The 19,721-nt window shown below is 38.7% G+C and carries 17 protein-coding genes; 9 read left to right on the top strand and 8 right to left on the bottom strand.

From position 1 onward, the window contains the following. The 6 genes from N3A72_05945 to N3A72_05920 all read left to right on the top strand — a co-directional run. Window positions 1-266, top strand: a 266-nt coding sequence (locus N3A72_05945; GenBank protein ID MCX7919142.1) for a UbiX family flavin prenyltransferase, incomplete at its 5' end; no start/stop codon positions are given. 41 nt (window positions 267-307) lie between these two features. Then, window positions 308-1,390: an aminofutalosine synthase MqnE gene (gene mqnE, locus N3A72_05940; protein MCX7919141.1), complete on the top strand. Its 1,083-nt coding sequence runs from the start codon at window positions 308-310 to the stop codon at window positions 1,388-1,390. 67 nt (window positions 1,391-1,457) lie between these two features. Continuing rightward, a complete protein-coding gene (locus N3A72_05935) occupies window positions 1,458-2,279 on the top strand; it encodes a menaquinone biosynthesis protein (protein ID MCX7919140.1) in 822 nt (273 codons plus the stop codon). Window positions 2,280-2,303: 24 nt separating this feature from the next. Next, window positions 2,304-3,368 carry a dehypoxanthine futalosine cyclase gene (gene mqnC / locus N3A72_05930; GenBank protein ID MCX7919139.1) on the top strand — a complete coding sequence of 355 codons (1,065 nt, stop codon included), beginning with the start codon at window positions 2,304-2,306 and terminating at the stop codon, window positions 3,366-3,368. A gap of 106 nt (window positions 3,369-3,474) precedes the next feature. Beyond that, window positions 3,475-4,188: a bifunctional demethylmenaquinone methyltransferase/2-methoxy-6-polyprenyl-1,4-benzoquinol methylase UbiE gene (gene ubiE, locus N3A72_05925; protein MCX7919138.1), complete on the top strand. Its 714-nt coding sequence runs from the start codon at window positions 3,475-3,477 to the stop codon at window positions 4,186-4,188. A gap of 515 nt (window positions 4,189-4,703) precedes the next feature. Then, window positions 4,704-5,420, top strand: coding sequence for a hypothetical protein (locus N3A72_05920; GenBank protein MCX7919137.1), 717 nt, complete (start codon window positions 4,704-4,706; stop codon window positions 5,418-5,420). A 159-nt stretch (window positions 5,421-5,579) separates the two neighbouring features. Here N3A72_05920 and N3A72_05915 read toward each other — a convergent pair whose 3' ends face one another. Beyond that, complete coding sequence (locus N3A72_05915) at window positions 5,580-7,850, bottom strand: hypothetical protein (GenBank protein ID MCX7919136.1); 2,271 nt, start codon at window positions 7,848-7,850, stop codon at window positions 5,580-5,582. 445 nt (window positions 7,851-8,295) lie between these two features. Here N3A72_05915 and ald point away from each other — a divergent pair, with 445 nt between their 5' ends. From ald to N3A72_05900, 3 genes are all read left to right on the top strand, one after another. Beyond that, on the top strand, window positions 8,296-9,417 hold the full coding sequence (gene ald, locus N3A72_05910) for an alanine dehydrogenase (protein MCX7919135.1): 1,122 nt from the start codon (window positions 8,296-8,298) through the stop codon (window positions 9,415-9,417). Between the two features lie 81 nt (window positions 9,418-9,498). Next, the gene (locus tag N3A72_05905) at window positions 9,499-10,230 is read left to right on the top strand and encodes a cytochrome c biogenesis protein CcdA (protein ID MCX7919134.1); all 732 of its coding nucleotides are present in this window, start codon (window positions 9,499-9,501) and stop codon (window positions 10,228-10,230) included. 128 nt (window positions 10,231-10,358) lie between these two features. Beyond that, window positions 10,359-11,726, top strand: a complete 1,368-nt coding sequence (locus tag N3A72_05900) for a TrpB-like pyridoxal phosphate-dependent enzyme (protein MCX7919133.1) — start codon at window positions 10,359-10,361, stop codon at window positions 11,724-11,726. Window positions 11,727-11,836: 110 nt separating this feature from the next. Here the strand turns inward: N3A72_05900 and N3A72_05895 are convergent, their stop codons facing one another. The 7 genes from N3A72_05895 to N3A72_05865 form a co-directional block, all read right to left on the bottom strand. Then, window positions 11,837-13,114, bottom strand: a complete 1,278-nt coding sequence (locus tag N3A72_05895; protein MCX7919132.1) for an ATP-binding protein — start codon at window positions 13,112-13,114, stop codon at window positions 11,837-11,839. A 129-nt stretch (window positions 13,115-13,243) separates the two neighbouring features. Continuing rightward, window positions 13,244-13,960, bottom strand: a complete 717-nt coding sequence (locus N3A72_05890; protein ID MCX7919131.1) for a coenzyme F420-0:L-glutamate ligase — start codon at window positions 13,958-13,960, stop codon at window positions 13,244-13,246. A 66-nt stretch (window positions 13,961-14,026) separates the two neighbouring features. Next, window positions 14,027-14,956 (bottom strand): ornithine carbamoyltransferase, encoded by a 930-nt coding sequence (gene argF / locus N3A72_05885; protein ID MCX7919130.1) that lies wholly within the window; start codon window positions 14,954-14,956, stop codon window positions 14,027-14,029. A 14-nt stretch (window positions 14,957-14,970) separates the two neighbouring features. Continuing rightward, the gene (locus tag N3A72_05880) at window positions 14,971-16,164 is read right to left on the bottom strand and encodes an acetylornithine transaminase (GenBank protein MCX7919129.1); all 1,194 of its coding nucleotides are present in this window, start codon (window positions 16,162-16,164) and stop codon (window positions 14,971-14,973) included. A gap of 162 nt (window positions 16,165-16,326) precedes the next feature. Beyond that, entirely contained in the window at window positions 16,327-16,902 is a 576-nt protein-coding gene (locus N3A72_05875) for a hypothetical protein (protein MCX7919128.1), read from the bottom strand. Window positions 16,903-17,077: 175 nt separating this feature from the next. Beyond that, window positions 17,078-18,877 carry a penicillin-binding protein 2 gene (gene mrdA / locus N3A72_05870; GenBank protein MCX7919127.1) on the bottom strand — a complete coding sequence of 600 codons (1,800 nt, stop codon included), beginning with the start codon at window positions 18,875-18,877 and terminating at the stop codon, window positions 17,078-17,080. 97 nt (window positions 18,878-18,974) lie between these two features. Then, window positions 18,975-19,688 carry a hypothetical protein gene (locus N3A72_05865; GenBank protein ID MCX7919126.1) on the bottom strand — a complete coding sequence of 238 codons (714 nt, stop codon included), beginning with the start codon at window positions 19,686-19,688 and terminating at the stop codon, window positions 18,975-18,977. Window positions 19,689-19,721 lie beyond the last annotated feature (33 nt).

Genomic DNA, 19,721 nt, shown 5'->3' with positions numbered 1-19,721 from the left:
ACCAAAACCTGATACATAGAGTTTGTGAAGTAGCCCTAAAAGAACGCGTCCCTCTTCTTCTTCTTGTACGTGAGGCTCCTTATTCAATAGTCCATTTAGAAAACATGCTGAAGTTAGCGAGAATCGGCGTTGATATCGTTCCACCGATGCCGGGATTCTACCATCAGCCGAAAACAGTTAGAGATATAGTCGATTTTGTTGTCGGGAAAGTATTAGATTTATTAGATATTGACCATGATTTATATCAGCGCTGGGAACCGAAATAAATCGCATTTATCAATTCAAATTTAGCATTTTATATTTCACGATGAATTTTATTTCGCAGAATAATCCGTTAAACGACCTAATCCAGAAAGTTGAATCGGAACAACGGTTAACTCGGGAAGATGGTATTCGGTTGATGCAAAGTTCGGATATCTTAACTCTCGGGTATCTAGCCGATATCGTTCGGAAAAGAACAGTAGGGGATTATGCTTATTTCAGTTCAAATATCAATATTAATCCGACGAATATCTGCGGTGCGCGTTGTCCGTTATGCGCTTTTTCCCGCGACACAACAGACTCGGATGCATATACCTTAACCTTAGATGAAATTGAAAAGAAAATTCGAGCTGTAGCGGAATTAGGTTTGGTTGAGATTCATATCGTCGGCGGAATGCATCCATCGTTACCACTCTCGTTTTATGAAGAGATGCTGCAACGGATTAAACAAATCAATCCGCAATTTTGTATTCAAGCGTTTACCGCCGTTGAACTTGACCATTTTGCGGAATTAGCGAACATTGAAGTGAGTGAAGTGCTAATTCGACTTAAACAGGCGGGATTAGATACTATCCCCGGCGGTGGCGCTGAAATATTCAGTCCGCGGGTGCGTCAGCAAATCTGCCCGAAAAAAATCTCCGGCTCTCGATGGCTTGAAATCCATCAGATTGCGCATCAGCTCGGAATCAAAACCAATGCAACCATGCTCTATGGTCATATGGAAACGTTGGAAGAACGGGTTGACCATCTCCTAGCATTACGTGAGTTACAAGATAAAACCGGCGGATTCCAATGTTTCGTTCCACTTGCTTTCCATCCAAAATATACCCGATTGTCTGGAGTAACCGGAACGACGGGATATGATGATTTGAAAGTTATCGCCGTTAGTCGAATCCTGCTAGATAATTTTAACCATATTAAAGCGTTATGGATGTATCTGGGACCGAAAATGGCTCAAACTGCGTTATGTTTCGGTGCGGATGATTTGGGCGGGACTTCGGTTGAAGAGAAAATCGTTCATGCAGCTGGTGCGGAAGTGCAGGAATATCTGGATAAACCGGCATTAATTAAATTAATTCACGAAGCGGGTAGGGTAGCAGTCGAAACGGATAGCCGATATCTAAATTAAATTCCAAATCCAAAATCCACATGTTAAATAAATTCCTATATCCGAAATCCGATATTCAAGCAGTCTTATGAAACCAAAAGTAGGTAGATTGGTTTATGTAAATTCGTTGCCCGTATATTATGGTATTGAGTCGGGGATAATTCCATTCAATGCGGATTTGGTTACCGGCATTCCGGCAGAATTGAATCAATGGTTAGCGGAGGGTAAGCTTGATCTAAGTCCGATATCAGCGATTGAATATGCTTGGCATCAGGAGGATTATCTCTTAATTCCGCATTTATGCCTTAATTCAGTTGAATTGGTTAAAAGCGTGATGTTAATTAGTAAAATACCGATTGAACAACTCGATAGAAGAAAAATCGCATTAAGCAGTGCGAGTGCAACTTCACAAGTTTTATTAAAAATCATTTTATCGCTGGATTTCAATCTGCAACCAGAATATCTGGTGATGCAACCGAATCTCAAAGATATGTTGTCTAACTCCGATGCTGCGTTATTAATCGGAGACGATACGTTAGCTGAACCTTTTCCCGATAGTCTTTATCAATATGATTTAGGTAAACTCTGGCAGGAATACTGTGGGTATCCGGTAGTATTCGTCGTCTGGGCGGTTAGAAAAGAATTTGCAGAACGAAATATGCAGCAGGTAAATGAAATAACGCGCGCTTTAAAAGAATCACTAGGATATGGTTTATCGCATCTGGTGCAAGTAGCAGAAGTTGCAGAACGAACTATACCGAATTCTGCTACTGATATGCATGACTATTATACTCGACTAGGATATGATTTGAATGAACAGATGATCAAGGCATTGTTGTTCTATTATGAACAAGCAGCGAAGTTAAATCTTTGTCCTGAATGCAAAGAACTGAAGTTTATCGATAATTGATATAAGTATAGTTAGATATATATAATGAATGTTGATTCTATTTTAGAAAAAGCGTATCAAGGTGAACGGTTGAATCAAGAAGAGGGTTGCTTATTATATACAGCAGATTTAATTTCGCTTGGTAAAATCGCTGATATCCGACGTAAACAGTTTCATCCGAAAGATATTGTCACCTTTATTATCGACCGGAATATAACGTTTACTAACGTCTGCTATTGCCAATGTAATTTCTGTGCGTTCTATGTAACTCCGAATAGTGACGAAGCGTTTGTTTTAAGCAACGAAGAAGTGCTAGCGAAAATTGAAGAATTAGTTCAACTTGGTGGAACGCAAGTGATGCTGCAGGGAGGACTCCATCCGGAATTATCTCTCGATTATTATACGAGACTATTACACGATATCAAATCGCATTATCCGCAGATATATTTACATTCGTTATCCGTTCCGGAAATATATCATCTAGCTAAAAAAACTGGATTGTCTATAAAACAGGTGCTACTCGAACTTCAATCCGCAGGATTAGATTCGTTACCCGGAGCAGCGGAAATTTTAGTTGACCGAGTTCGCCAGATTATCAGTCCGCATAAAATATCTACCCAACAATGGCTGGAATGTATGGAAACAGCGCATAGTATTGGTATGGAGACGACTGCAACGATGACATTCGGTATCATTGAAACATTAGAAGAACGGATTGAACATATGCTCCGCATTCGCGAATTGCAGGATAAAACCGGTGGATTCCGCGCATTTATCCCTTGGACATTTTCTCCGCATCGGACGAAATTGTCGCATATAGCGATGGCAGGAGGTATCGATTATCTTAAAACCGTTGCTATTGCTCGGATTATGTTGGATAACGTTAAAAACATTCATGCAGGGTGGGTGACTGAAGGAACGAAACTTGCGCAGGTAACGTTATCTTTCGGAGCGAATGATTTCGGCGGTATCCTGATGGAAGAGAAAGTGGTAGATGCAACCGGCGTGCGATATAAAACTTCTGTCGATGAGTTGGTTCACTTAATCAGAAATGCTGGGAAAATCCCAGCGCAACGAAATAGCAAATACGAGATACTGAGATACTTCTAAGGGAAACGCATTTTAAATTGTAAAAATTAGCAATGTAAATTGCAAATTTAAAATGCTAAATGCTAAATTTTAAATTACGCAATTCAGCAGTTTCAGTAGTTAACCTATGAATGATAAAGAGAAATATGTTCGCAGTTTATTTTCATCGATTGCGCCTACCTATGATTTACTGAATACTATTTTGAGTTTCAATCAGGATAAACGATGGCGGAAACGAGTCGTTCGCGAAGCTGATATTCAGCCAGCAAGTTATGTCCTTGATGTATGCACGGGAACCGGGAAACTGGCGTATGCTTTTTCAACGCAATCCCCAGCGAAGTTAATTATCGGACTCGATTTTTGTTACGAGATGTTAGCCATCGCTAAAAAAGCAACACAATGCCAACAAATTCCAAACTCCGAACCCCGAAATAGGGTTAGTTTTATTCAGGCGGATGCACTCGAAATTCCGTTTCAGGATAATACGTTCGATTGTGTCACGATCGCTTTTGGATTAAGGAATATATCAGATTTAGCGAAATTATTTAACGAAATTCGGCGGGTAACTAAACCTGGTGGGAAAATAGTTGCATTAGAATTAACCCGCCCGAAAAACCGGGTTATTTATCTTTTTTATTACGTTTATTTACATTGGTATCTTCCTACTCTTGGTAGAGTAATTTCGAAAGATAAAACCGCTTATTCGTATTTAGCGAAAACAATTCAAGAATTCTACGACCACAAACAGGTTAGCCAGATACTTATTGATTCCGGTTGGAATAAGGTCAGGTATCGTTCAGTTACAGCGGGGATAACGACTATTTACCTAGGTGTTAAATAATGATGTTTATACCCAGATATTAGAGATACTAATATTGGACAAAAAAAAAAAGAACTAGCAATTTGTTTTTATCCTATTCGATGAATTCCATCCATCAGTCTTGAATTTAGTATACCATGGGCTAACTTCTCCCATACGTATAAACTCTTCATTTTACTAATCATAATGAAATAGCGAATTTCACCAACTGATTCTTTAACCAATATAAGAATAAAAGAGAAAAGAATTCAGAAACTTTCTTGAATTATTCATTTTTGAACGGATTGATGATTCCGAGTTCAAAATTGTTCTTAGAACGGTGTGAGATGAGAATTGAACCGTTCAATTCTCATCTCTCTCCACTACTTCCCCGTGCTTAAAGTCAAAACTACCGATTTAACGGAGTGTAGGGTAGTTGATGAATTTTTAAATAAAAATCAACTTTTTTGTATTCAAAATCAAATTATTCATACTATAATATAAAATAACAAAATTAATTTTAACTAGCAACTTCAATTTTAAAAAAGGTGAATGTAATGAAAACAAAATCGAGTAATATTGTGTCTTGGTTAACCATAGTCATAGGAGTTATGGTGATTATGGTCAGTGCTACTGTTACTGTTGTTCCTGTTTACGCAGCGCAATTTGCTGAAGCCAGAATTTTTTTCGAATATAACTCAACCGACAACGATTTGGGTGTTCACGTCTTCCTTGATGCGGAGGACTGGAATACACTCAGTATAATCCATCCGAACGGACAAAAAATTTTTGAGGTTGCCACTAAAGAAGGATTCAAAAAATATGGTTTAACCGAGATGTCTTTCGAAGGTGCAGAACCGCCACTGACAGAAGTTCCACTTCAAGAACTCCTAGCACAGTTTCCGAAAGGCAAATACAAGTTTATAGGGACGACAATAAGTGGAACCCGACTGGAAAGTATGGTGCAATTATCGCATGCTGTTCCCGCAGGTCCGAAAGTTTCAGCGGTACAAAATGGGGTAAACTCACTGACGATTAGTTGGGAACCGGTTACTGCCCCAGCGAAAGGTTTTCCGGAAGAACGAATTGAAATTGTTGGGTATCAGGTTATCGTCGGATCGTTCCAAGTTACTTTACCAGCATCGTGTAGAAGTATAAAAGTTCCGGAAGAATACTTCAGGACGCTAAAACATGGAAAACACATGTTTGAAGTTTTAGCTATCGATGCCAGCGGAAACCAAACCATTACTGAAAGTTCATTTGTGAAAAAATAAGAGACCGTTTTATAATTGATTTGGATTAAAATCGAACAATTACTGAGTCATTGTTCACTCGAACTAACACTAGGGGCTTATTCCTGCATTCTTCGTGATGACTAGTCCCGATTGTAGAAAATTGATTGTAGAATTTTAATTTCAGATATATTTTGGCTATTACCACTTAAGTATGATATTATGCTCACCGGGTTTACAGGGAATTGTGCATTCAAGGAAGGTAGCGAAAGGTATAATTTTTGGGCGGGTAGACTTATGGTCTATAGTAACCGATTTTGGTTTAGATTTCAGAATCAAAGTTACCGGTTGTTTTGTGAATAATTGAATCGAAGTCTGTTTATTTTCCGAAACAAATTCGGTTACGGAAGTCATTCCATAAATATCAATCACTTGGTCATAATAATCTACATAGCGGAACACACGGAAGTCATACCCCGGTATATCAACATGCGTTTTCTGGATATTTTCACTCCGCTGAGTTTCTTCTACCATAAATCGTCGCGTTCTAACATCCCATAGCTTGCCGTAGTTTGGCAGTTGAACCGTAGCCATGCCGGGTTCATTCTCGATATTTGATAGGATGAGGTAATTCCACTTATTTCGAGACCAGAGGATACCTTCAGACATATTTGTTACCCACCGATGTAAATTTAACCGATTATTGACATACCGGATTAGTTCACGTAACGGCGGTAAACCCCGTTCCCACAAAAGACTTAATCCAACAAACATCGCTTTATTCTTAATCTCATTTGTTCGCATTGTTACGACTGGCAGATTTCCGGTTCCAGTATAGAAAATTTCGGTATTCATTGTATCAGCAAGTTCGACTTTCGCAACTTGTGGAGCAGCAATATTTAATTCTTTTCCCCAGAATCCATCTTGGGTGAAACTTGTTCCAGTAAAGGTTAAATCAATTCCAAAATCAGTTATTTCTGGTTCGATAAATCGAGAAATACCTTGTTTCGTTTTTATCGTAACCGGTGGAGTTATCCCAAATAATCCTAAGATATATGGTGCTTCGAGAATATCGGGATGTAACCCGATACGGTTACTGTGAGGGGAGTAACCGTTACCCGAACCGAAGTATATCAGCATACGATTCGGTTGCGCATTCCACCATTGTTCTACGATAAGCACTTCTTCTTTAGTCAATGGGAAATATTCGTCGAATATTAGCACCTGCACCTGCGGATTCAGTTTTAAACATTCTGCAATTGTTTCTGCATAGAATGTATGAATTGGGAATTTATAGTCAAATAGTAAAGCACGTGCAATATGCCAATAGTTTTTCCAAACTTCAAACGGTTTTAAGGGAAGTGTATGCCAATGTGCGCGATGGCTATAAACAAAAGCAAACGCTGACTGCGGGTATCCCAGCCGAGGTAAAATTTCGTTTACCGAGGTATATAGTTCCATCTGGTTCTTTTCCTGCTCATAATGTTTGCCATACCAATGTCGGGTTATCCCATTTGGTGCTGAAGCAGCGATCGCTAATGTGCATCGTTTGAAATAATCTACCGGAATGAGTCGTTCTGATGGATATTGGGGAGTAGGATGTTCGTTTGTTGGGTTATTAACAACGATAACCGGTTTGCCCAATGAATGGGCAAGGCTTTCTAAATAATATAATCGCGGAAGTGCTTCACCAGAAGTATTCAACATTGCGTCCGCATAAATATTATCCGGTTGCATGCGGACAACAACAAAATCAAGACTCGGAAGCATTACCATTCGTCCAGTACTACATGCGGTATGAAATGTTTCGGTCGGGGTATTTTCGTGCGTTGGCGAAAAGAACCAAGGCATGATTCCAACTTTTTTTGCGCCAATTTTCTTAGCGTATTTCGTTAACCGGCTATAAAACTGCAATTGGATTTCCTGTTTCAATTCTTGAACTTTAACATACCCTACTGTTTCTAAATGTTTGGTTGGATAGGGCAGGTTTGGATATTTTTGTTTGAATACCGAGTAGAACCGGTCTTTCGTTCCTGGAATATCAACAATATACATCGGTTCCTCGAAAACTATCCAATCAAATTTATATTCCTGAATAAATAATTTGGTAAGCTTCTGAAGGTAGGTTAACCATATCTCGGAAGCAAACGAAGCAAAAAAGTTTTTTAAACCCCATTCAGAAAAATGGGCATACATATGCGGAGTATTATCCAGATAAAACTGTGCTTCTGTCAGTGGAATATCATCGAGGAACGCAACTGTTGACTGAATTTGAATGATTGCTGGCATATTTCGATGATGTGCTTCTTTTGTGAACTCTAAATAGAACGATTTCAGTTTCCCAACAGTTTCTTTCCAAGGAAATGCATAGTATCCTGCATAGGCAATATCGAAATTCCATCGCGCCATATCTTTATAGTAGGTTTTAATGCTGCGCTTATTAGGTAACGGTCCGGTTGGCAGAACGTTCATATTTGATTCCTTTTATATTGGCGAGATAGTGAAATGAAGCAACATACCAAAACATGGTTTTGAAAATATTTCGTTAAATATCTTAACGCAAGATGAAATAAGAACGCAACAGCAAGCGAAGCATCTATAAATTAGCGCGCCTGGTTGGGCAATATTGAGTTTTCCGCCAGAGATACCGAACTATGCAAAATGTATTTAAGGAAAATATAAGGTCGGTAGATGGGTACAAAAGGTCTTGATGGTTCAAAGTGGCTAAACGTATAGTATACATAGTAGTCATAAATGAGATTTCTATTGACGGTTTCGTTCATTTTCGGTTAGTCTATTAGCAGAAAAAAGCGAATACCTGCGATAATAATAATTGGATTTACGATGATTGCCGTTATTAAAATCCTTTAACCGGATTTGTGTCGCTGTAATTAGTCGCTATAAAAGGAGGGATTTTATGATTATTGGTATTCCGAAAGAAATTAAAGAAAACGAATATCGTTGTGGGATGATTCCTGCTGGAGTTGAATATTTAGTCGAAGCCGGACATAAAGTGTATGTACAAAAAGATGCGGGATTAGCTAGCGCGATTCCGGATTCTGAATATGAGAAAGCCGGCGCTAAAATAGTTGTTACCGCAAAATCAATTTATGAAAAAGCAGATATGATTATTAAAGTGAAAGAACCACAGCCAGCAGAATACCCGATGTTACAACCCGGACAAATAGTATTTACTTATTTCCATTTTGCATCAAGTAGAGAATTAACTGAATCGATGCTTGAACGTAAGATTATCGCAGTTGCGTATGAGACCATCCAACTTCCTGATGGCACGTTACCGTTATTGACTCCAATGAGTGAAGTTGCAGGACGTTTAGCGGTGGTCGAAGGAGCTAAATATCTGGAAAAACCCTTTAGCGGTCGTGGAATTTTATTAGGTGGCGTTCCCGGAGTGGCACCCGCAGAAGTAGTTATCATCGGTGGCGGTGTGGTTGGCAAAAGTGCGGCGAAAATTGCTGCAGGGTTAGGGGCAAACGTAACCATTCTCGATATCAATATAGACCGACTTAGATATTTAGAGGATATTATGCCGAAAAATGTTGTAACCTTGCATTCGAATGTGCATAATCTCCGTACTGCAGTGAAACATGCGGATATCTTAATTGGTGCTGTGCTAATCCCTGGCGCTCGTGCTCCTGTTTTGGTTACCAAACAGATGGTTGCAACGATGAAAAAAGGTGCGGTAATTGTTGATGTTTCGGTTGACCAAGGTGGCTGTATCGAAACCTGTCACCCGACAACGCATAGTAATCCGACATATATTGTTAACGGAGTTATTCATTATTGTGTAGCGAATATGCCCGGTGCAGTGCCACGAACGTCAACATTTGCGTTATCAAATTCGACGATTCCCTATGCGTTAGCGTTGGCAAATAAAGGATATAAACAAGCGATGTTCGATGACCCTGCGTTACTTAAAGGATTAAATATGATGAATGGGAAACTGACGATTAAACAGGTTGCGGATACGTTCAAACTTGAATATGTGCCTCGGGAAAAAGCATTGAAAGAAAATTAACCATAGAGAATGCCGATACTGTTAAGAGAGATTATATAATTACTTCCACGAACCTCCTGTGTTGCCTTGGTATTAAAAACTATGCAAGTATCGTTGATAACCGCGTTTATTGCTGGTTTATTATCGTTTATTTCCCCGTGCGTTTTACCGTTAGTACCGGGATATATTTCGTTTATCTCTGGCGTTTCTCTTGAGGAAATGAAAAGAACTAACGATGTGTCTAATCGAAGTAGAATTCTCAAAAAAGTTGCGATTAATTCAGTATTGTTTATTCTCGGCTTTTCAATCGTTTTCATTCTCCTTGGTGCGACCGCAACGTATATCGGTGGATTTTTACAGTCAAAAATGAATGTTTTAAGTAAAATTGCTGGTGTAGTTGTTATCATTTTTGGATTGCATACCGCTGGGCTGTTTAATATCAAGTTTCTTCAATATGAAAAACGATTTCAAACCAGAGGAAAACCGTTAACTCTAATCGGGTCACTGCTAATTGGAATGGCGTTTGCGTTTGGCTGGAGTCCATGCATTGGTCCAATTCTAGCCGCAATTTTGGTCTATGCGAGTACCCAGGAAACAGTGTATCAGGGTATCGGACTGCTTGCTAGTTATTCTCTGGGGTTAGGGATTCCATTTTTTATCGCAGGACTCGCGGTAAATGTATTTTTTGGGGTATTCAACTGGATGAAAAAATATTTGCACGCCATTGAAATTATAGCAGGAGTATTCCTAATTGTACTAGGTATATTAATATTCACAAATCAATTACAAGTGCTAGCAGCGAAAATAACATTTTTTGAAAAGTTCAATTTATAAATTTTTGTTGCAGGAAAACGGCAGATATGGTATAAAATTTAGTCAAATTAAAATTATGCGGAAATAATCAGAAACATTTCACAGAACGTTAGAATCTGTGTAATCTCAATTTAGGAGGAATTTTTTGAATGATACATGAATATCGGATTCTATTGAGTCAAAAAGAATTGCCACAACAGTGGTATAATATGCAAGCGGATTTACCGAATCCGCTACCCCCACCATTGAATCCTGCTACCGGTGAACCTATCGGACCAGAAGCACTAGCGCCCATCTTTCCGATGGAATTGATTAAACAAGAGGTTAGCCAGGAACGATGGATAGAAATCCCAGATGATATTCTCGATGTATTAAAACTATGGCGACCGACTCCACTCCATCGTGCGTTTCGTTTGGAAGAAGCGTTAAAAACCCCTGCTCGAATATACTATAAAAATGAAAGTCTTAGTCCACCAGGAAGTCATAAACCGAATACTGCTGTTGCACAAGCGTATTATAATAAACAAGAGGGCGTTAAGCGAATTGCTACCGAAACCGGTGCAGGACAGTGGGGCAGTGCTTTAGCGTTTGCCTGTTGTTTATTTGGTTTGAAATGTACGGTGTATATGGTTAAAGTGAGTTATGAACAGAAACCATATCGTCGGTCATTAATGCATACTTGGGGTGCAGAAGTATTTGCTTCACCCACAAATTTGACTAATGCTGGACGAAGTATCTTAGCAAAAAATCCGGATAGTCCTGGTAGTTTAGGGATAGCAATTTCTGAAGCGGTTGAAGATGCTGCGACCCATGAAGATACAAAATATTCGCTCGGTAGCGTATTAAACCACGTTCTCCTGCATCAGACTATTATCGGTTTGGAAACGAAAAAACAACTTGCGCTCGTTAATGAAAAGCCGGATATTCTAATCGGATGTGTTGGCGGAGGAAGTAATTTTGCAGGATTTGTTTTTCCGTTTGTGAAAGACAAACTTGATGGGAAATCAGATATCCGATTTATTGCTGTTGAACCTACCGCATGTCCTTCATTAACCAAAGGGCAATATCGATATGATTTTGGAGATACAGCAATGATGACTCCGCTACTCAAGATGTATACGCTCGGGCATAGTTTTGTTCCGCCAGGTATCCATGCAGGCGGATTGCGGTATCATGGCGATGCACCGTTACTCTGCGCGTTGGTTAAAGAGAGGGTTATTGAAGCAGTGGCGGTGAAACAAATTCCGGTTTTCGAAGCAGCAAAATTATTCGCACAAACTGAAGGAATCCTACCGGCGCCTGAAACATCGCACGCTATTCGTGTAGCAATTGATGAAGCAATTAAATGTCGTGAAACTGGTGAAAAGAAGGTTATCGTATTCAATTTCAGTGGGCATGGTCATTTCGATTTAGGTGCATATGATAAATTCCTTGCTGGTCAACTTGAAGATTTTGAATATTCAAAAGAAATGGTAGATAAAGCGCTAGCTGAATTACCGGTGATTAATAAATTTTAATGCTCGGGTAGGATTTATAAAAGCGATGGGATTATTCGTTAATTTCATCGCTTTTTTTTTTACCTTATTTCCTCTATAGAATAGTTATAAACAATGGAATAGGTATAAATTTAAGTTCGTTTTGCTGGTATCGTAATGGTGAATGTTGTCCCCTTATTTAGTACTGACTTTACAGAAATAGTTCCGTTATGTTCGTTAACGATTTTCTGGGTTACCGCAAGTCCGAGTCCAGTTCCTCCAGACCCTTTGGTGCTAAAAAAAGGGTCGAAAATCCGCGAGACAATATGAGGCGGTATTCCAGTTCCGTTATCAGTAACCGATAATTGAATTTGGTCCGTTGTAGTGTCATATTTAGAACTGATAGTTATTTTACCATGACCGTGATCGATAGCATCAACCGCATTAAAAATAAGATTTAAAAGAATATCATTTATACCAGTTGGGTCAACACAGACTTGCGCCGGCATATTCGGGTCTAACTGCGTTTGAAGTATAACATTTCGTTCTTTTGCTTTCTTCTGTGTGGTCATTAACGTATCTTCAATAATTTTATTTAGAGAGCAAAGTTTATATTCCGGTTTACGGTCTTTAGAATAGTTAAGCATATCAGCAATAAGTTTCGCGATTTTCATATTACTGTTTTTGAGAATAGTCCAGCTCTCTTCTAATAATTGCTGATTGTGATTTTTAATCGCGGTTTCCACCAATTCCATTCCACCTTTTACTCCGGAAAGAACGTTTTTAATGTAGTGAGCTAACCCCGCAACCGCTTCACCCATTGCCGCAAGCCGTTCTGCATGTACTTTTGCAGCGTAGAGTTGCGCATTTTCGATAGCAATAGCAGCTAAATCGGCGAGAACCCGCAAAATCGCTGTATCTTTATCGGTAAACTGTCCCTGGTTCTTTTTATTAATCGCTTCAACGACACCAATAAGCCGATCTTTACGAATCATCGGTACTGCAAGGATATTGCGCGTCTCAAATTTAGTAGCTTTATCAACTCGCTGGGCAAATCGTTTATCTTTTTTGACATCATTGACCACTAATTCTTTTCTTGTTTTTGCAACCGTACCAGCAATCCCTTCGCCCATACGTAACCGAATTTGTTTTATTTCCTCTTCTTTTCCACCTTTAGCAACATCGAAATATAGTTCATCAGTCTTGGCGTCATAGAGAAGTAAAGAACTCGCTTCTGCCTCAACAATATCTTTGCTTTCTTCCATAATTAATGTTAAAAGCTTCTTGAGATCGGTCACTGACGCCATAAAATCATTAACTCGATATAGCGTCTGAACTTTTCGTTCAAGCTCTTGTTTTGCCGCATACAGTTTTTCTAGAGTAGCTTGGATTTCTGTAGATAAAATAATATCAGATTTTTTCTTCGGCATAACAAGTCCACCTTTGTAAATACCAGTTTATTCCGAAAACGCTATAATGTTAACCCAAAATATGGATAGATATTAAACCTAAACACTAATTACCACTGAATTGACCTAATATACGAATATAAGGGATCTTTAACTGTTTATCTCATCTGGCAAGTTATTTTGAATTTTTCTAATGATTCCGATTGGTGTTTGTTCGTCGGACTGTCCCAGAGGATTATCCTTCATAATTTTTTCTAATAATGGTCTATTCACTCCTTCGGTTGCGCCGAGTACCCAAGAGCCGCCGATATCGTTTACATCAACTATTGCTGCATCGACGCCCAGTTTATCTTTTATTTTACGACAAACACTTTCCGGGTCTTTTGGTCCTTTAATCACACAGCGATGATATGGTTCAATCGGCGTGGTAAACGCTGCATCAATTGTTGCAGCTTGCATTCCTGCAATCCGATAGAAATCACCACGACGTCCAATCAATTTACCGAGCGCACCGATAACCGCGGCAAAAAGTATCCGAACTCGTCCGACTTCATCAACGGCACATTGCATACTTTCAGGACTTCGTAATCCTATGCCATACGATACTTTCCGCACAAACCGCCATAAGATTCGTGCAATCAATCCTGGATGAATTTGATCAACTGGAATTGCTCGTCCTTGCGATATCGCTACCACACTTTCACTCATCACTACAATATCTCCCGGCTGGATTAGACCCGCAGTATATTTAGCGACAACATCAGTCATCTCATCTTGAGAGGTAATAATATGCGTTTTAATTGGTATACGTAAATAAGTAATTCCGTCTATTTCAACGGTTGGAGATTTAGGTTTTTTTTCTGACATAAAAACGTTTCATTCAATAAAAATCAAGTGATGCGGTTCTGCTATCCATAACGATTAATTAACATTCTACCTAAAGTCATTAGGTTTTATAAGCCAGCAGAGAATAGCTTTTTGCGTATGCAATCTATTTTCTGCTTGATCAAAAACGATTGAATTTGGGCCATCAATCACAGCATCGGTTATTTCTTCACCGCGATGCGCTGGTAAACAATGCATAATCAATGCATCCGGTTTAGCATGTTTCATTAATGCTTCATTAATTTGGAAAGGTTTAAATATTTCTAAACGATGATGGTGCTCCTTTTCCTGTCCCATACTTGCCCAGACATCAGTGTAAACGATGTCAGCGTTTTTAATAGCTTCTTCTGGGTTAGTATATATACTGATTTTATTTCCCGTGGGATATCCCTGCGCGATTTTGACTACATCTGGATGCGGCAAATATCCTTCCGGCGAAGCAACCGCTAGTTCTAATCCGAGTTTTCCCGCAGCAAATAACCAGGAATTACAAACATTATTTCCATCGCCAATATAGGCAATTTTTAATCCTTTAATCGTTCCCTTTTTTTCAACAATACTCACGAGGTCAGATAGAATTTGACAAGGATGACTAAAATCAGTTAATCCATTGATAATGGGAATCGTTGACTGCTGGGCAAGTTTTACAACCAATTCATGACTGAACGTTCGAATCATGACTGCATCAAGGTATCGTGAGAATAATTTCGCTAAGTCTTCGACCGCCTCCCTTGTACCCATTCCGATTTCTTTTTCGGATAGAACCACGCAATGTCCACCGAGTTGATACATTCCAACCTCAAATGAAATCCGAGTTCGCGCACTAGGTTTATGAAAAATCATCCCCAATGTTTTTCCAATTAATGGTTGGATAGTTTTACCTGATTTATACTGTTTTTTTAACTCTGTCGTTGTTGAAATAATTTGTTCAATTTCCGATGCCGATAGATCATTGATTGAAATTAAGTCTCGTTTCATAAAATAATTGTTTTTTATTTTACCTCCGCAAATACTTGTTCAAGAATCTGGATTGCTGAATCGATATGATTCTTTTGAATAATTAGTGGTGGTAAAAAACGAAGCACGTTATCTGCTACACAATTAATCAACAATCCTTTTTCTGCGCATTTAGCTACAAACGGTTTTCCTGCACGGTCAAGCTGAATGCCGAGCATCAATCCTTTTCCCCGGACTGCGGTTATAAAAGAATATTTCTTTTGTAAGTCTTCTAGTTTTGAATAGAAATATGCACCGAATTGTGCTGCATTTTCCCATAATCGTTCTGTTTGAATGGTTTGGAGCGTAGCCAAAGCTGCAGCAGTAGATAATGGATTTCCGCCGAAAGTTGATGCATGATTTCCAGGAGAAAAAGCATTGGCGATTTTGTTCGTAGTAATAGTTGCGCCAATCGGGACACCGCCGCCAAGACCTTTTGCAAGTGTCATTATATCCGGCGGGATATTATAGAGTTCATACGCAAACAATTTTCCAGTTCGTGCTAATCCACATTGGACTTCATCGTAGATCAACAGTAAATTATATCGGTTACACAGCTCTCGTAATCCTGCAAGAAATTCAGAAGTTGCAGGATGTATTCCACTTTCACCTTGAATCGGTTCAACCATAATCGCGCAGGTATATTCGTTAATTTTCTGTTTTACGCTATCTAAATCGTTAAAAGTTGCATACACAAACCCGGGTACTAGTGGTTCAAATCCCTGTTGATATTTTGGTTGGCCTGTAGCCGTAATGGCCGCTAAGGTTCTTCCATGAAATGAACCGAGCATCGTAATAATTTCAAACTTATTGGAGCCAAACGTTAATTTTGCATATTTACGGGCTAATTTGATTGCGGTTTCATTTGCTTCCGCACCACTATTGCAAAAGAAGCATTTTTCTCCAAATGAAAGATTGCACAGGAGTTCAGCAAGTTTAACCTGTGGTTCGATATAATAAAGGTTGGATACGTGGATAAGAGTATCGAGTTGCGATTTAACCGCTTGGGTTACCGCTGGATGGCAATGTCCCAGGATGTTAACTGCTATTCCACCAACGAAATCAAGATATTCCTTTCCATCGGCATCCCAACATATAGCTCCCTGTCCTTTGACTATAGCCAAGTCACGCTCCCCATAAGTATTCATAATATACTTGGTAGCCAACTCTTTAATTTGGAAGGTATTCATATTGGAATTAAATTTCACCTTGAGACAATTATAAGGTTATTCTTAACATTATTGTTCGGTTTCAGGGTATATTTGATATTTCCTTTTCACTAATAATGGTCTCATGAATTTTTATTTCGGTATCGTGTTGTTGTTTGTTAGCAGTTTGTTTAATTGTTTATCTCACTTCAATACAGTGATAGTAGTTGTGGTTGAAACGGTAGTGATAACAGTTACCGTAGTATTTGTAGCATATGGTTCACCTGAGGCAATTAACAAACCAACCATTTGTTTTGCCATATCCGGTAATTGGTCATCGCTTTTTCCCACTAGGTTTTTCCCGCGAAGTACCTCACCAGATTTTACGTCAGCTAGTTTTGCAGTGAGAATATATGAAGTGCCTATTTTTACGATGCTTCCATCAACTACATAATCAGAATTGAGCAACTTTCCCATGTCTAATCCAGTTTGTTCAGAAGCGGTGATTTTCTTTTCCTGTATGGTTTTATCAATGCTGTTTTTATCTATAACGATGTATTTTCCAGTATCAATAAAACAACTACGCATTAATTCAGCAATGGCTTTGCCTAGTTCTTTATCAATTCCGCTGCCGATTGCGGCAAAATCAATCACCGCTAATTTCTTTTTCACCGCTGCACTATCACTGGATTTCTCTTGCGAATAAACGAAACCCATTAATGCTAAGCTCGCAATAATTGCTGCTACGAAAATTTTCATAAGCCATACCTGTGGTTTCATGTAACCATCCTCCTTGATTAAATTAAAAATAAGTATACAGAAAACCGCTATATTTTGTCAAAAAATAGCAGAACAAATTGGTTCTCTGGTTGAAGGTCGTCTCAAACTTCGTTCTTTAAACTTGTATAATTATTTTATGTAGCACTTGTGGAGATAAACATAGTTATAGGCGGGATTATGTTCTGGTTTTTGATTCTAATTCGGTATTAAAATACGCTTCAAATAATTGTTTTGCTAACGGGGCAGCTGTTGTCCCTCCAAATCCGCCTTCCTCAACCAAAACAATGATAGCTATTTCTGGTTTTTCAAACGGACCATAACCACAAAACCAGGCATGTGTTTTTCCATGTGGATTTTGTGCTGTGCCCGTTTTCCCAGCGAGTTCGATTTTCGGTAATCGAGCTAGTGCACCGGTCCCTCCCGGAGCATTGACTACACCCCACATGCCCTTTTGGATCACTTTAATATGTTCCGGTGATACTTCTAATTGTCGGATTTTTTGCGGGCTAAATTGGCGAATAACTTTTCCATCGTTTGTCTCAATGGTGCGAACAATATATGGTTTATAAACGGTTCCACCATTAGCGACACAACAAACAACATTTAACATCTGCAGAGGCGTTACCCAAAGCAGTCCTTGTCCAATTCCGGTTTGCGCGGTATCTCCGGGATACCAGCCTTGTTTTAACATTTTTTTCTTAACTGCACGGGAAGGAACCAATCCTTTTTGTTCACCGGGCAAATCAATTCCGGTTGGCATTCCCAATCCAAAAGCATAGGCAAGCTGTTCCAGTGGTTCGATATCGGTTCGCAATGCTATTTGGTAGAAATATACATTACAGGAATAAGTTATTGCGGATAAAAGGTTGATAGCATGATGTCCTTCTTTTTTCCAGCATTTAAACTCCCAATTTCCTAAGTACATCTTTCCTGGACAATTGATAACCGTTGTTGGTTCAATAACTTTTTTTTCTAATGCGGCTAATGCTGTAATAATTTTAAATATAGAACCGGGCGGATAGAGACCTTTAATTCCTCGATTTTGTAGTGGACTATCTGGATCAAATCTAATCTTATTCCATACATGCTCAGGAACGATACCCGACAACTGATTGGGATCAAAGTCAGGTTTGCTAACCATAGCCAAAATAGCGCCGGTATTCGGGTCCATAGCAATAATTGTTCCCTTTTTATCTGTTAATAATTCGTTTGCTTTTTTCTGCAAGTTTAAATCGAGATTTAATACTAAACTATTTCCAGCAATTGATTCAACGTTTCCTAATTCACGGCGTTTGTTCCCATAAACATCAACCTCGATTGCCCAGCCACCGCTGGTACCATGGAGAATCGGTTCATAAACTTTTTCAAGCCCCATTTTGCCGACATATTCGTCTCCTTCATAGGTTTCATATTCTAGTGCAGATAATTCTTCATCGCTCATTTTGCCGAGATATCCGAGTACATGTGCGGCTACATTATGCTCAACATAAAATCGACGAAATTCATCTTTGACATATACGCCGGGCAAATCAATCGCTTGTTCGCGTATCGCCGTAATTGTTGGGAAATCCACATCTTCAGCTACTTTTTGTGGTTTTCGAGTTAATTGATGTTTACTCGTAAGTATTTGGGAGAAAATCGCATCTGGATGAATTTTGAGAATTTTTGCTAAGCGAAAGATAGAGTTTTGAATTAGTTTTACATCAACTCCTGAGGTATCAACAAATACTGAGAACACACGACGATTTGTCGCTAATGGTTTTCCATGCTGGTCAAAAATTATCCCACGCGCTGCTCCAGTTTTAATTAACTTGACACGATTGTTTTCTGAACGAGCCTGATATTCTTTTCCTAACCAAATTTGTAATTGAAACAAACGAAAGACTAATAGAAGAATAAATAGTAAACCAAGGGTCAGGATGAGCCGATATCGAATAATAAACCAATCTTGTTTAAAAAAACGTTGTGGTAACATACATAAAAATTGATTTAGTGTGAAGAGGCAAGGAGAGAGTAGATCTGGTTTCTTTCCTATGGATATAGCTAAATATTCGGTATACTATATTATTAGTTTACGTCTCGTTTGATTTTGTTGTTTTCGATGTTTTGGTTTGTTCCTCAAAGAAAATTCCATAGCCCCAATATAAAATGATACTATAGAAACCCCACCAGAGTAATACGATAAATAGATGTTCATAATTTGATATCCATTTAGCAATATCGGTAGAAGCGTATATTAACCAGATTAATAATAATAATGGGGTAAACATCAACAATAGAAAAATCAGATTCGCAATAACCTGCGTTATTTTCGAATGACGAGTTACAATTAAAGGAACCGCTGTTCCATCATCAGGATATTGTTTTAAGGCATATTCGATATCTTTACTCGAACATAACACTGGTTTGATAATTTTATTGGTATGTAGTTTGATATCATCAATTGCCAAAACATCATACGGATTTTCCATCGCGACAACTAATTCATCTCCGGATAAACGAACCGGAACAGCACGATATTGCTCAGCAATTCTGCGGGAAATTAAGGTTAGAATTGCTGGGTCAAGTGGTTGTTCAGTTAAATGAATCTGTTCGACGCCCATAGCTTGTGCTTCAAGGTCAGCTAATATACCTCTTGTAACCAATTTCGCGTCCAATAGTATTTGGGATAAACTTTTCCCAGTTTTTTGCTGTTCTGTCAGCGCATTTTTCAATTGTCGTTTATTAAGCAGTTTTTGCTCGAGCAATAATTGGACTAATTTATTTTGGTCAATATTATTTGCCATTTACACTCCATTATTTTTATATCAATTTATTAA

It is taken from the genome of bacterium, assembly GCA_026416715.1.
In the GTDB taxonomy this organism is placed as follows: domain Bacteria; phylum UBP4; class UBA4092; order JAOAEQ01; family JAOAEQ01; genus JAOAEQ01.
The sequence above is the reverse complement of the archived record's forward strand: the minus strand, read 5'-3'. Positions and strand labels throughout refer to the sequence as shown.

Bases quoted from the DNA above. Each gene is read 5' to 3' on its own strand.
- mqnE (MCX7919141.1), top strand. From the start codon at position 308: ATGAATTTTATTTCGCAGAATAATCCGTTAAACGACCTAATCCAGAAA.
- N3A72_05935 (MCX7919140.1), top strand. From the start codon at position 1,458: ATGAAACCAAAAGTAGGTAGATTGGTTTATGTAAATTCGTTGCCCGTA.
- mqnC (MCX7919139.1), top strand. From the start codon at position 2,304: ATGAATGTTGATTCTATTTTAGAAAAAGCGTATCAAGGTGAACGGTTG.
- ubiE (MCX7919138.1), top strand. From the start codon at position 3,475: ATGAATGATAAAGAGAAATATGTTCGCAGTTTATTTTCATCGATTGCG.
- N3A72_05920 (MCX7919137.1), top strand. From the start codon at position 4,704: ATGAAAACAAAATCGAGTAATATTGTGTCTTGGTTAACCATAGTCATA.
- N3A72_05915 (MCX7919136.1), bottom strand. From the start codon at position 7,850: ATGAACGTTCTGCCAACCGGACCGTTACCTAATAAGCGCAGCATTAAA.
- ald (MCX7919135.1), top strand. From the start codon at position 8,296: ATGATTATTGGTATTCCGAAAGAAATTAAAGAAAACGAATATCGTTGT.
- N3A72_05905 (MCX7919134.1), top strand. From the start codon at position 9,499: ATGCAAGTATCGTTGATAACCGCGTTTATTGCTGGTTTATTATCGTTT.
- N3A72_05900 (MCX7919133.1), top strand. From the start codon at position 10,359: ATGATACATGAATATCGGATTCTATTGAGTCAAAAAGAATTGCCACAA.
- N3A72_05895 (MCX7919132.1), bottom strand. From the start codon at position 13,114: ATGCCGAAGAAAAAATCTGATATTATTTTATCTACAGAAATCCAAGCT.
- N3A72_05890 (MCX7919131.1), bottom strand. From the start codon at position 13,960: ATGTCAGAAAAAAAACCTAAATCTCCAACCGTTGAAATAGACGGAATT.
- argF (MCX7919130.1), bottom strand. From the start codon at position 14,956: ATGAAACGAGACTTAATTTCAATCAATGATCTATCGGCATCGGAAATT.
- N3A72_05880 (MCX7919129.1), bottom strand. From the start codon at position 16,164: ATGAATACCTTCCAAATTAAAGAGTTGGCTACCAAGTATATTATGAAT.
- N3A72_05875 (MCX7919128.1), bottom strand. From the start codon at position 16,902: ATGAAACCACAGGTATGGCTTATGAAAATTTTCGTAGCAGCAATTATT.
- mrdA (MCX7919127.1), bottom strand. From the start codon at position 18,877: ATGTTACCACAACGTTTTTTTAAACAAGATTGGTTTATTATTCGATAT.
- N3A72_05865 (MCX7919126.1), bottom strand. From the start codon at position 19,688: ATGGCAAATAATATTGACCAAAATAAATTAGTCCAATTATTGCTCGAG.